12 protein-coding genes are annotated in these 13,080 nt (G+C 45.7%); 4 read left to right on the forward strand and 8 right to left on the reverse strand.

Annotation, left to right across the window (positions count from 1 at the left end; genetic code table 11):
- The first annotated feature begins 43 nt into the window (after nt 1-43).
- Nucleotides 44-598 (forward strand): GNAT family N-acetyltransferase, encoded by a 555-nt coding sequence (locus ACUC6J_RS11945; protein WP_025364866.1) that lies wholly within the window; start codon nt 44-46, stop codon nt 596-598.
- 37 nt (nt 599-635) lie between these two features.
- Complete coding sequence (locus ACUC6J_RS11950; protein WP_016818781.1) at nt 636-1,247, forward strand: DUF1349 domain-containing protein; 612 nt, start codon at nt 636-638, stop codon at nt 1,245-1,247.
- A gap of 446 nt (nt 1,248-1,693) precedes the next feature.
- Here ACUC6J_RS11950 and ACUC6J_RS11955 read toward each other — a convergent pair whose 3' ends face one another.
- The 4 genes from ACUC6J_RS11955 to ACUC6J_RS11970 all read right to left on the reverse strand — a co-directional run bounded on the left by ACUC6J_RS11955 (nt 1,694) and on the right by ACUC6J_RS11970 (nt 6,236).
- A complete protein-coding gene (locus ACUC6J_RS11955; protein WP_447250248.1) occupies nt 1,694-2,422 on the reverse strand; it encodes an HAD family hydrolase in 729 nt (242 codons plus the stop codon).
- Between the two features lie 30 nt (nt 2,423-2,452).
- On the reverse strand, nt 2,453-3,502 hold the full coding sequence (gutB1, locus tag ACUC6J_RS11960; RefSeq protein WP_016818783.1) for a 2-amino-2-deoxy-D-mannitol dehydrogenase GutB1: 1,050 nt from the start codon (nt 3,500-3,502) through the stop codon (nt 2,453-2,455).
- A gap of 34 nt (nt 3,503-3,536) precedes the next feature.
- Nucleotides 3,537-4,805 carry an aspartate aminotransferase family protein gene (locus tag ACUC6J_RS11965; RefSeq protein ID WP_261991182.1) on the reverse strand — a complete coding sequence of 423 codons (1,269 nt, stop codon included), beginning with the start codon at nt 4,803-4,805 and terminating at the stop codon, nt 3,537-3,539.
- A gap of 222 nt (nt 4,806-5,027) precedes the next feature.
- Nucleotides 5,028-6,236 carry an MFS transporter gene (locus ACUC6J_RS11970; RefSeq protein WP_290410522.1) on the reverse strand — a complete coding sequence of 403 codons (1,209 nt, stop codon included), beginning with the start codon at nt 6,234-6,236 and terminating at the stop codon, nt 5,028-5,030.
- Between the two features lie 307 nt (nt 6,237-6,543).
- On the opposite strand from ACUC6J_RS11970, the gene ACUC6J_RS11975 reads away from it, so the two are divergent.
- Nucleotides 6,544-7,305 carry an SDR family oxidoreductase gene (locus ACUC6J_RS11975; protein WP_016818786.1) on the forward strand — a complete coding sequence of 254 codons (762 nt, stop codon included), beginning with the start codon at nt 6,544-6,546 and terminating at the stop codon, nt 7,303-7,305.
- Between the two features lie 106 nt (nt 7,306-7,411).
- Here the strand turns inward: ACUC6J_RS11975 and ACUC6J_RS11980 are convergent, their stop codons facing one another.
- A complete protein-coding gene (locus tag ACUC6J_RS11980) occupies nt 7,412-9,019 on the reverse strand; it encodes a mannitol dehydrogenase family protein (RefSeq protein ID WP_447250249.1) in 1,608 nt (535 codons plus the stop codon).
- The gene (uxuA, locus tag ACUC6J_RS11985; RefSeq protein ID WP_447250250.1) at nt 9,020-10,096 is read right to left on the reverse strand and encodes a mannonate dehydratase; all 1,077 of its coding nucleotides are present in this window, start codon (nt 10,094-10,096) and stop codon (nt 9,020-9,022) included.
- 159 nt (nt 10,097-10,255) lie between these two features.
- Between uxuA and ACUC6J_RS11990 the strand changes: the two genes are divergently transcribed.
- Nucleotides 10,256-10,909: a GntR family transcriptional regulator gene (locus tag ACUC6J_RS11990; RefSeq protein ID WP_447250251.1), complete on the forward strand. Its 654-nt coding sequence runs from the start codon at nt 10,256-10,258 to the stop codon at nt 10,907-10,909.
- Nucleotides 10,910-11,213: 304 nt separating this feature from the next.
- Here the strand turns inward: ACUC6J_RS11990 and ACUC6J_RS11995 are convergent, their stop codons facing one another.
- Both ACUC6J_RS11995 and ACUC6J_RS12000 read right to left on the reverse strand, forming a co-directional pair.
- A complete protein-coding gene (locus ACUC6J_RS11995; RefSeq protein ID WP_025364871.1) occupies nt 11,214-12,068 on the reverse strand; it encodes an SDR family oxidoreductase in 855 nt (284 codons plus the stop codon).
- Nucleotides 12,069-12,166: 98 nt separating this feature from the next.
- Nucleotides 12,167-12,979, reverse strand: coding sequence for an AraC family transcriptional regulator (locus tag ACUC6J_RS12000; RefSeq protein ID WP_447250252.1), 813 nt, complete (start codon nt 12,977-12,979; stop codon nt 12,167-12,169).
- Nucleotides 12,980-13,080 lie beyond the last annotated feature (101 nt).

A 13,080-nucleotide genomic window follows, 5' to 3' on the forward strand; every position in this document is an offset into this window, starting at 1 on the left:
TATTAATGCAATTTGATTTTGCTTCAAGATGGGGGAGGTGAAAATGGATATTTTAATCAGAGAACTGAAGGCTGAGGACGGTGAGCGTGGTACTAACATTGATGGTAGCTTTATCGTGGATTCTACCCTTGTCTTGCAATTAACGGGACAGCAAATCGAATATACGGTGAAGGAGAGGCCTATTAGCAAAAAAAGCTACGATGATGATCAGCTTGAGGAAGATACAGTTGAGGATTATTCGAACTATATCAGCAATCCCGATCAAATCATATATTTAGCGCTCGTAAATAATCAAGTTGTAGGTCAAATTGTTCTGAAAAGAAATTGGAACAAATATGCATATGTGGAAGATATCAAAGTCGACAAGCAATATAGAAGCCTCGGTATCGGTAAGAAACTAATCGAACAGGCTAAACGCTGGGCGAAAGATGACGGAATGCCAGGGATCATGCTGGAGACACAAAGCAATAATGTTCGCGCATGTAAATTCTATGAAAGCTGCGGTTTTGTGATCGGTGGATTCGACTCCTACTTCTACAAAGGTCTAAATAGAGAAAGTGACGAGATCGCGATCTATTGGTATCTAATGTTTGCTTAGAACGACACACCTTTATTGAACAAGGGAGGACAAAAAGATGACTAAAAAGAGAATGGAATGGGAGGAAGGGAATTGGATCAATTCACCTCTATATGCCCGGAAAGAAGGAGATTTTCTTAAGGTTGCGCCTGAAAAGGGAAGAGACTTCTGGAAAAAGACTTTATATGGTTTTGAATTTGAGGATGGGTCCGCTCTATTATCGGATTGGAATCATAACACGGCGGTGGAAGTGTCGTTTCAACTCGCATCATTTACGGAGCTTTACGATCAGGCAGGTATTTTGTTATACCATGGCCCGGAGCAATGGATTAAAGCGGGGATAGAAATCAATGACGGCATTCCTCAGCTTTCCACAGTCGTAACCGCTGGATATTCTGACTGGTCGCTTGCGGCTGTGCCAGAGTGGGTCGGTGAAGAAGTCACCCTGCGCGCTTCCATCATCAAGGATGCTGTAATTATTCGCGCAAGGACGGAGCAGCACGGATGGCGAACGATACGTGTGGCGCGTTTTCCCTACACCACCGGAAATCAGGCCGGTCCTTATACCTGTTCGCCAACCCGAGAGGGTTTTGAGGTTACCTTTACTCGCTGGAACTTTACAGAGCGGGATCAAGACCTTCACAGTGATCCTCCAGTAGAACATCATTGAAAAACGACTGCACAACTGAGCACAGCAATATGAGATACTATAAACTAGCTTATATGCACATAAAGTAATGATTAAGAGCAAGCGTCTTATAATAAAATGGTTTTTAATGGACCCAAAAGGGAAGAGGTGTATTTGGGTGTGAAAGCCGGGACTGATGAGGATGGCCAAAGCGGAAAACTGCTACTTGACACATAAAATACATACTATAAAAATTCCGATTATGGCATTCCTAAGTTCAGTTTTTTCCGTAACAAAATGGGGTTAAAAAATATTTGATGTAAAGCATACCCCATAGAGTACACACAGGGTAGGTTAACATACTCAACTGTGTACTCTATGGGGCATATTTATATATGTCCTCATCCATTTTAAAGGTTATGCGGTTTAATATATTTATAGAGGAGATATGCCTTCCAGCATCTTACGGTCCTTCTCTTGGCAGGCAACTATTCCCCGAATGGCAAGTTCTCTTTAAGCGCCCACAGGTCATCATAGTTGAAAATACGGTGATCTGCCTTGGATAAATCCTGCTGGCCCGAGCCTGGGTTGTGTAAACCAATGCAGCGCATACCCGCACTCTTGGCCGCATGAACACCATTTCGTGAATCCTCAATAACAATACAATGGGCCGGGGCTATACCTAGCAGTTCGGCGGCATATAGGAAGATGTCCGGAGCCGGCTTACCCTGGGATACTTCTTCTCCGGTGATTCGAATATCAAAGTAACGGCCCAGTCCCGTTTTTTCCATAATGAGATCAATCAACGACCGTGGAGAGGAAGAGGCTACTGCAACTGGAATTCCTTTTTCCTGTAGCCAGTCCAGCCACCGTTCCAGTCCGTTGATCGCCACCAGGCCCTCGTGTGCTGTTATGGTCTGCATCACATTTTTTCGGTGATAGGCAAGCGTCTCTTCCAATGTATGAGTGAGTTGATGCCTGTCCAGCACTTGACGCCACATGGATTCGAGTGTCACTCCGACATAGGTATGGTGCTCTTCCTCTGTCATGGGTGCACCGAAATGGGCAAAGGAGCTGCGTTCAACTTCAAAATAAATCGGTTCGCTGTCTACCAACACCCCGTCCATGTCGAAGATGACCGCTTTGACCGGAACGGACGCTGATGGGTCTCCTGTGCATTCATTATTCGTCGGTGTAACATGATGAATGCTCGTCATGTCCATTCTCCTCCTTGTTAGTAGCTAAATTTAGTTGCTGGAGCCATTCGATTGCAGCACAATCTTGATCGCCTGCGACGAAGGCTGAAGTGTCCGCTCGCTGATATTGCATCCAAGCGTCTTGAAGGCTTCATGGTAGTCGTCCAGCGGATACGAGTGGGTAATGATTTTTTTGGCGGGAATGATTTGCTGCTCAATCAGGTAATGTGCCGTGGAGAACGTGCCCAGAGAATCAATGGAGCCGATGATTTTAAGGCTACGGTCAACTACCTCTTTCGGATTAAACGAGCTTATCCCATCTCTCAGCCCCACCAGCATCAAATACCCGCCGCTCGCAAGCTGGCTTAGTACCTCAGTGCCGACCACTCCTGTGGTGTCCACAATCATGTCCACCTGATTTTTTAACGGAGCCAACTTATGAATGGCCGATTCCAGTGTGGCGTGCGCGGACCACCGTTCGGGGGCAATAGAATCCGCTATGGCGAGCCGTTCCTCCGAGATGTCAACAAGGCAACCAGTTACGCCTTTCGAAGCAAGAGCATAGCTGTACAGAATCCCGATCGGACCTGCGCCTATAATAACGGTTGTGAAGTTAGGCAGCAGGTTAATCTGGTTGATTCCGGTCAGCATACAGCTCAGCGGTTCGGTCAGCGTCGCTTCTTCGTAGCTGATATGGTCCTTCAGCTTGTACAAAAAACGGTCCTCAGTCACATAATAATCGGTGAACGTACCGTCGGCGCTGACTCCGGTCTCTGTTACGGATTTGTGTGTGCAATGATTCTGTCTTCCTGTCCGGCACATTTCGCATTGCCCGCAGTAGTATGTTGGATCAATTACCACCCGGTCTCCAGGCTGTAGTGAACTGACGGCTGATCCTACAGCGATCACATCCCCCGCTGATTCGTGGCCCAAGATCGTGGACGGCACGGCATGATATTTGCCACTAATGATGCCTAGATCCGTACCGCATACGCCTGTCGCCCGAATCCGGACGAGTACATCGTTATCTTTTTTAATCTCCGGGATAGGTCTTTCCTCAAGTGCGACATCCCAAGCTGATTTGTATACCAGTGCAAGCATGAATAATTCCTCCTTTGGCCTATTGGGCAGATCGTTAGTGAAGGGTAGCAAGAACGGTGTCAAGCCGTTTAACAATTTCGACAATCTCATCTTCTGTAGCCGTGAGGGAAGGTCTCACTTTGACCACGTTGCCATAACCGTAACGGGAACCTCTGAGGATTAATTGCTGTTCCTCAAATGCACGATCGATAATTCCATTGCTTTTCACTGCGTCCGGGCCATCGTCCTCGTCTACAATTTCCAGTCCCCACATCAGTCCGACGCCACGAGCCTCACCAATGCAATCATGCTTGTCAGCTATCTCGGTCAGCAGGGATCCGAGCAGGTTTCCTTTGGACCGGACGGCTTCCAGAAAACCGGGTTCGCTTACAACCTCCAGCGTGGATTTGGCTGCCGTGACCGAGATCAGATTGCTGCCCGAGGTAAAGGAATGCTCATGCTTCTCCAGGACATCGAGACGAGACTGCATCAAGACCGCCGCAACCGGGACACCAATGCCGCCCAAACCCTTGGCAAGAGTAATAATATCCGGTTGGATGTCAAACAGCTCACTTGCGAACATGTAGCCTGTCCGCCCAATCCCAGTCTGCACTTCGTCAGCAATCAGAATCATCCCATGCTCGTCGCATAACTGACGGAGACGCTTGAAATATCCTGCAGGCGGGATGATATTACCTCCGTTGCCCAGAATGGGTTCAATAATCATGCAGGCCACAGAGCCTGAGCTTGCATATTCAATGGCGTCCGATATGGCTTCAATACAGTGATGACCACACTTGTCTGGTGAAGAATTAAAGGGACAACGATAGCAGTAGGGGGCAGGCACATGCAGAGAATATGCTGCAGTTGAATTGGGAAAATTCTTGCGGCGAAAGGCATTACCGGAAATGCCTGTTGCGAACTGGGTCTGTCCATGATGTGACAGATGCAAGCTGATGATATCAGTTGCTCCGGTATATTTCTGGGCCAGTTTCACAGCACATTCATTCGCCGTGGAGCCGGTAATATCTCTCATCCACCCGGCATCGATGCCGTTCGGGGCATATTGGATTAGATGGTCTAGGACTTCTTCAACGTAAGGCTCGGTAAAGGATGAAGACATGTGGGCAAGATTGGCGACTTGCTCCTGTACTTTGGTGACGACATGAGGGTGATTATAACCGAGCGACAGATTGAAGGTGCCAGATACGCCATCCAAATACTCCTTACCTGAATCGTCAATCAAAGTAATGCCTTTTCCGTATCTGAAACGTTCTTTGGTCAAGGTATGCACGATATTTCCCCTCCATATCAGAATATACATTTCATTAAGTCATCCTTAAAAAGAGTAACGCCCAATCAGCATAACGAGGCTGAACTCACCTCCCCAAAATAAGAAAATCACCTTCCTTGTCCTAATGGACAAAGAAGCCACAATTTGACTGTTCCTGCGATTTCACAGATATGAGAGATAACCGCAGCAACAGAATCTGCCCGAAAAGCAAAAACGCGATAGGCCTCACCTCCCCTAAGGACTAAAACAATATCATCCTTCCTTGCCCTGATGGACAAGGGAGTCAATTACTCGGCTGCCCCGATTATTCCACAGATGTGTGAGAATAAGTGCCAGCAGCAAAATCAAAGTAAATCCTCCTAAGATCCAGAGGCTAGCTGTCACTGGCCATTCGCTCATGCTCCAGCCTATTACGTATTGAAGCACTGAGCCGCCAATTCCGCCTGAAGCAATCAGAATACTGGTCGTCCGCTCCGTCATTCCCGGAATCAGTACGTTGGCGTAGACAAGTGCGATACAGAAGAGTCCAGACATGAATATCCCTGCACCAAAAATTAGAAGGTATGTAGCCCATTGGCTGGATATAAACACCATAGCGACTAAGAAACAGAAAGTTCCAATTGCACTCCATAGCAGATAAGGAATATATCCTGCTGATTCTGCAATCCTTCCTGAGAACATACGACCAATGATCATTGCAATCCAAAGCACGCTGACACCTAGCGAGGCAACAGATCCCTGAAGTTGTAGCGTTTCGGTCAGAATAGAAGGTAGGAAGTTCATGAGTCCAAGTTCAAGACCCATATAAACAAAAAAGAAAATAATGAAGATTCCTAGCAATACACGATGCTGTCCTGAGTAACGGGCTTGTTCAACTGAACGCTCAGTAGTGCGGATGTCTGCTTGAGTGAGGTGAGTGGAGGCGGAAACAGGCATGGTAAGCCAAAATAGCAATAGGATAAAAGTGAGAAAGGAGATGGTGTAAAAGGTTAGATTCCACATTCCAAACCAGATATACAGGCTAACGATGGCAGGCATAAGCAGTGCACCAAGTGCAAAATAGACATCCAGCTTGGACATCGCTACGGCTTTTTGCTCCTCCGTAAACTCAATGGTGAACGCTCCGATGGATGATTCAATAATGCCTGAGCCGAAGCCAATCCATATGGCCATTACAATGACCCAATTCCAAGAGGGAAGTAGGCCCAAGATAGTACATGAGACGACAATACTCCCCAAGGCAATAGCAAGCATGGACTTGCGGCCCATATGTAGAGCCATGAAGGGAGTGAGCAGAACACCGACAAGAAAGCCGAAAAACTGCAAGAACAGCAGTAATCCACCATCGCTGTACCCCCGTCCATAGTGAGGCAGAAAAGTCGGCAGTAATGCCCCAAGCACCACGCTGGTGACGCCGATTAATAGATAGAAAGCACAACTTAAAGCGAAAAGTCTCTTCAAGGCCTGTCCCTCCATAAGGTCATATTTTTTTATATGAGCATTGTTTTTACTAGAATATACCATTACTCTGGAAAAGTATATATATAATTCCACAGAAATTGTAAAAATAAATCGATAAACTCTTAATAATATGCATCCTGCTCCTTATCAACGTGATACACATCAGTTTTATCTTACAAGGGGACTATCAGGGTTATGGTATGAAAGATAGATTATTCGCCTGTACTTTCGTACAATTGACTTTGATTTAGAAGTTGATCCATACTTCAAATGAACGGTTGAGTAAAAAACATTGGAGGGATCTTTCATGCGTTTGGGAGGAAAAGTTGCGGTCGTTACAGGCTCAGCATCAGGAATGGGGAAAGCGATTGCAGAATTATTTGCAAAAGAAGGGGCAAGTGTTGTTCTTTCAGACCTGAACATTGAAGGAGCAGAAGCGGTTGCAGCAGGAATTAAATCAGCTGGAGGAAACGCCATCGCAATAAAAACCAATGTTGCTGATTTGAATGATATACATGCTTTGATCGATACAGCTGTTAATGAATTCGGAACTCTCGACATTTTGGTTAACAATGCGGGCGTTATGGATAACATGGCGCCAGTAGGGGATGTGGACGACGAGACATGGGATTTGATATTCGATATTAATACAAAAAGCGTTATGCGTGCGATTCGCAAAGTAATCCCGATCTTCCTGGATAAAGGAAATGGAGTAATTATAAATACGGCATCTACGGGTGGCTTCAGTGGTGCGCATGCAGGCGCTGCCTATACCGCCTCAAAGCATGCGGTAGTCGGTATTACGAAAAACACGGGATTTATGTATGCTCAAAAAGGCATCCGATGCAATGCCATTGCGCCAGGTGCAACAGCTACCAACATTACTTCAACGATTCATAACTTGAATGAGTTTGGCGCATCTCGAACGAAGGTCACACAAGGCGTAATTCCTCGTGTAGGGCAGGCTGAAGAAATCGCGAAAATAGCCCTTTTCTTGGCTTCAGACGAGTCGAGCTTTGTGAATGGGGCAGTTATTGCTGCTGATGCGGGTTGGACGGCAGGATTCTAATCAGAGTTGTGGCCCGGTTCTACTGTTGACAACAAGCTAACAAACATGAGAATTACAAATCCCCCTGACCAAAGTTTCGTGGCAGGGGGATTGTTTAATGTAAGTTCTAGTTCACATACTTCTCTATGGTGCTTCGGACTGCTCCGGGACCTGATAGCATTTCATGAAACATGGCTTCAATCTTGTCGCCCAGACCAATCTCATATAATCGGACGCCGAACAGTTTTTCATCCTCAAGGAGGTTGCGAACCCCAGAGGTCTGATCGCCTAGCTTCGTATTCTGCAAATACCCCTGCAATGTATCCAGTAACGGGTCCGGACTGAGTGTGAAGGGTGCTCCTTGATCATCCACCCCCAGCAAATAGCGACACCAAATCGCAATGGTCAAGGGAATAGCAGTCAAGTTGGCAGGATCAAGCCCTGCTGTGCTAACATACGACTTTATGGTTTCGCCAAAACGGATGCTCATCTTTTGAGAAGTATCTGTTGCAATCCGCTGTGGCGTATCTGGAATATAGGGATTGGCGAAGCGTTCCTGCAATATCTCGTTAATGAACGCTTGGGGTTGGATAATTCCGGGATCAACCACAACAGGCAAGCCTTCCTTGTTGCCGATGGTTTCCACCAGACGACGCAAGGTGTAATCGTTCATTTCATCTGCAATGAGCTGATACCCGAGCAGGCACCCGGAGAGGGCCAGCGCTGTATGTAGCGGATTGAGACAGGTCGTGACTTTCATCTTCTCCACTTTGTCTACCGTATCCCGATTCGTGAAGATGATGCCAGCTTCCTCCAGTGCAGGTCTCCCGTTTGTAAACTTGTCTTCAATGACCAAATACTCGCTAACCTCAGCATTGACAAAGGGAGCCGTATACGTATGCCTGGAGGTAACGACAATCTCCATGTCGGCTAACCCCAGCTCTCGAAGAGCAGATTGTATCTGTAAGGAAGGGCGGGGGGTGATTTTATCAATCATAGTCAGCGGGAAGGTTATTTTTTCCTCATTCTGCAGATAGTCTGCAAATCCTTTCTCTACCAGGCCTCTGCGCGTCCACTCCTTGGCGATAGCAATCATACTATCCTTTAACAGATCGCCGTTATGGGAGCAATTATCCATGCTTACAAAGGTCATTGGATGTTGTCCCTTTAAATAACGCCGATAGGCAAGCGAAGTAGCTATGCTCATCACATGCACCGTCTGTTCAGGACCATTCACTAAATCCCTCTCCACAACAGCCAGATACTTACCGTCGGGCCCGGTGATGCCGTATCCTTTTTCCGTGACAGTGAAGCTGGCCATTTGCAGAGTCGGATTTTCAAATACTTCAAGCAGACGGAGATAGTCGTCCGGACGATTCTGCTCCGTTGCAAGGCTCTCAACGATGCTTGCGACCACACTTTTGTGAAATTTACCGTCTGCACTCATTAACACCAGCAAGGTTAGATTGTCGTAAGGCTTGTAGGCTTTGTCAATCATTTCAAAATCAAAGGTTTCGGCTGCAATTATACCTGTATCCGCTTTCAAACTATTCAGCAGTTGTTGCTGTGCATTGGCTACGAACCCCCGAAAAATATTGCCTGCTCCGAAATGCACCCATTGCGGTCTAACTCGGGTGTTATGGGCTACAAGCTCCAGATCATACTTCGGTAGTTCAATGCCTGCTGCTTCCCAGGCCGCCTTATCTGAAAGGCTTTTCCGGTCAAGCTGGAGCATCTATTTCACTCCCTTGCTTTGAGCAAGACTATCCCAGACACCAAGCAAGTACATAACTCCCAGTGCACGGTCATACAAACCGTATCCTGGCCGACAATTCTTTTCTTCTCCCCATAGATGTCTACCGTGATCTGGGCGCACATATCCCTGATAGCCTTTTTCGTGATAAGCTCTAACTACTTCTGGTATATCGACGCTTCCGTCTTTCCCGCGATGTGACACTTCAATAAAGTCGCCATTCTCAAACACCTTGACATTACGAATATGCGCAAAATGAATACGATCATGGAACTCCCGAATCATAGCTGGCAAATCATTCTCAGGGTTAGTCCCCAGTGAGCCTGTGCAGAAGGTTAGACCATTATATGGACTGTTCACTGCATCCAGGATGCGCCGGATGGTCTCACGACTTCGAACAATTCTCGGCAGCCCGAAGATGGGCCATGCCGGATCATCAGGATGAATGGCCATCTTGATATCAACCTCCTCGCAAACCGGGATGATGCGCTCAAGAAAATACTTTAGGTTATCAAACAACTTGTCTTCTGTGACATCCGCGTAAGCAGCAAACAGTTCATCCAGTCTCGCCAACCGCTCCGGTTCCCAGCCTGGCATCGTGAACTTCCCGGCTCCTTTGAGAATCCGATCCACCATTTGGTGGGGATTATCGGTGATGGCAGCCTTTTCATAAAAGAGGGCGTTGGATCCGTCAGGCAGCTCTTTATACAGTTCCGTTCTTGTCCAGTCAAAAATAGGCATAAAGTTATAACAAATCACCTTGACTCCCACTTTGGCCAATTTGCGAATGGTATCAATATAAATGTCAATATATTGATCGCGGGATGGCAGGCCGATTTTGATATCATCGTGGACATTTACACTCTCTACGACTGCCGTACTAAAGCCCTTGCTTGTAATCTGATCAGCTACCTCCTGAATTCGCTCCATTTCCCATATTTCACCGGCTATCTTTTCATGTAAAGACCAAACAATGCCCATAACTCCTGGAATTTGCCGGATATGATCCAGTGTAATATTGTCATTGCCTTCCCCATACCATCTCCAGGTCATGTTCATAACGATACCCTCCCTGATTGATTTTTTTAATCTTGTATACAAGATTGACTTGATCATAAAATGCAAAGTTTATCCTTGTCAATGACAATTTTTGAGGAGTCTATCACATCAAAATGCTTTATAATAAGACTAGATTTATAAAGTGAAGGCAGGAATGTTATGTTTACAAAGGAAGAAATCAAGCAGCTTTTGAAAAATGATATTTTGTCGTTGACCTTAAAGCCTGGGACTCTGCTCAGCGAGACGACCTTGTCAGAACGCTTCCAGTTGTCCAGAACTCCGCTGCGCGATGTGTTGAAACAGCTTGCGCTGGAGTCTTATATTGATATTTTTCCCAAGAAGGGGAACATTGTCTCATATATTGATCTGGAGTCCGTAGAACAAATGAGCTACTTGAGAAGCGCAGTGGAAAAAGAGATTATGAAGGAGCTTTCTACGCAATTTGCATTAAACGATATACAGAAGCTGAGCGAAATTTTGGACAGGCAGAGGGCTGTCATTGAAGACGATCATGCTACGGATCAATTTCTCATTTTGGACGATCAGTTCCACCATACTATGTTCCAATTGGTGGGCCGAGAATTTCTTTGGCAGCTGATTCAGCAATCAAATGTTCACTATATCAGATATCGCAAGCTCCATATGCTGGAAGCAGGGAAGCTGATGGAAATCTGGCATGAGCACCAAACTATGCTTGAATATATGTTGAATCAGGATACAAGCAAAATGGATGATCTGGTTCACCATCATCTCCGAAAGGATATACATTCTCTCGAATTCCTCCGGCAGTTCGCTGGCTATATCAAGAAATAATGCTGGTCTGTGTTATTCATTTTTTTGCTCGTGAGTCTAGTTGTTTGCCGTCAAGCGGTGGATGGAATTGAAGGATTTTCATAGAGGTTCGATATCTTGTATACAAGACAAGTGTAATCCTGCTTGAATATACGCATAGGAGAATGTGATAAATTAAAGCATGACCAATTGAGCAATGCTTCCTTCGACTTATTATTTATGTAAACGGATTCAGTTGAAACCATAGTAGAGCGTTGTTGACACACTAAGCCCCTTGCCACTTCGTAATTGTAAATAGAAGGGCAAGGGATGGAAAGTGAAGATTCTATACCCCCGAATAGGCCATAAAACCACCATCTATAGGAATGACTGCACCGGTCACAAAACCGGAAGCGGTTTCATCTGCCAGCCAAAGCAGCGTTCCGAGGAGGTCTTCAGGCTCACCGAAACGGCGCATAGGGGTGTGGGCAATAATCTTGGCCGAACGCTCGGTAAGCGAGCCGTCCTCGTTGGTGAGCAATTGTCGGTTCTGCTCTGTCAGGAAAAATCCGGGGGCAATGGCATTCACCCGAATGCCAGATTCGGCTAGATGTACGGCCAGCCACTGGGTGAAGTTGTTGATGGCGGCTTTGGCAGCGCTGTAGGCGGGAACCTTGGTCATCGGGCTGGGAGCGCTCATGGAGGATATGTTAAGGACCACAGCGCCAGGTCGCCCGAACATGCCTTTGGAAAAAACCTGTGTTGGGATTAAAGTCCCGATAAAATTTAAATCAAGCACATTGCGGAAGCCAGGTACGCTGAGATCGAAAAAGGTAGTGATTCCAGACTGGTTCAGATCTTCAGGATGAAATGTCTCCAAACTCGTATTCGCACTGGGGTGGTTGCCGCCTGCTCCATTGATCAGAATATCGCACGGACCGAGCAGACGACGGACCGTCTCCTCAGCCTGCTTTACGCTTTCAACATCGGTCACATCGCAGGCAACAGCGATGGATTCTCCACCACTCTCACAAATTTCCTTGGCTATCAATTCGCCCTTATCAGCAGTACGGTTCAAAATAGCGACCTTGGTACCCTGGCGGGCAAGTTCCTTGGCCATGGAGCTGCACAACACGCCGGAGCCGCCGGTTACCACAACTGTTTTTCCAGACAAAGCCGGATGTAGGGGAAGACTAGTCAATTTACATTCCTCTTTTCGTTGGAAGATAAGCCCGCATTACGCTTATACGCGTTCCACAAGCTGTCATGAATTTCAGCCTAAAACTATAACAGATGATCTTATCTAGCTTTCTTTCTAAATTCCCTAGGTGTCATAAATACCGTTTGTTTAAAGATCTTACAAAAATACATGGACGAGTTGAAGCCACATTCGTTACCAATCTCGAGTATCGTTAACTTTGTATTGATCAGCAAGTTGCAAGCATGTTGAATCTTAATGTTATTTAAATATTGAATAACCGTAAGTCCCGTGGCTTCTTTAAAACGATGACACAAATAATATTTGGACATGTAAAACGACTTTGCAATATCTTCGATTTTGGTGATTTTGTTATAGTTTTGGTTGATGTACGACAGAATAGGTCCAAAGTTAGCGTACTTGGAAGACTGCTGCTCCACTGTTTGGGAATCCTTATTATTATTTAATAGAGATAACAGTTCAGCTAAAAGTATAAAAATACGATCATTCTCACACGAGACGTTTTCTTTCTCCAGGGACTTTAATAGCCTTTTCACTTTCGCAAATACTTCTTCTTTCAAAGAGATAATTTCTGTATCAAAGCAGCCTAATAAAGATTTTATTGCCCGCTCCGTAAAATATAATCGCAAGAAACGCTCCGTGAAATAGACACATGTTCTGGCACAGCCTTGATTTTGGTAGCTTTTATGGAACAGATTTGGTTTGAACAGTGCAACATCATGCAGCTTAATGTCATAGATGGAGTCCTGGATCAAAATCTGATGATACCCTTTTTCTAGAAAATAAAGTTCATATGCATCGTGATAATGAAAATTGGTCATGTCGTGGTCTGCATCATGGACGACATACTCGATTGAAAATAGGGGGTGCGTATGACTTACATCAGCAACCATTGCTCAACCTCCATCCTATAGCAATATAATATAATAAATCGATAATTCGGCAACATATTAAAAGATTATTGCTTGGTATTCAGGTATAGTTTAGCTACCAG

Source organism: Paenibacillus sp. JJ1683 (assembly GCF_053006485.1).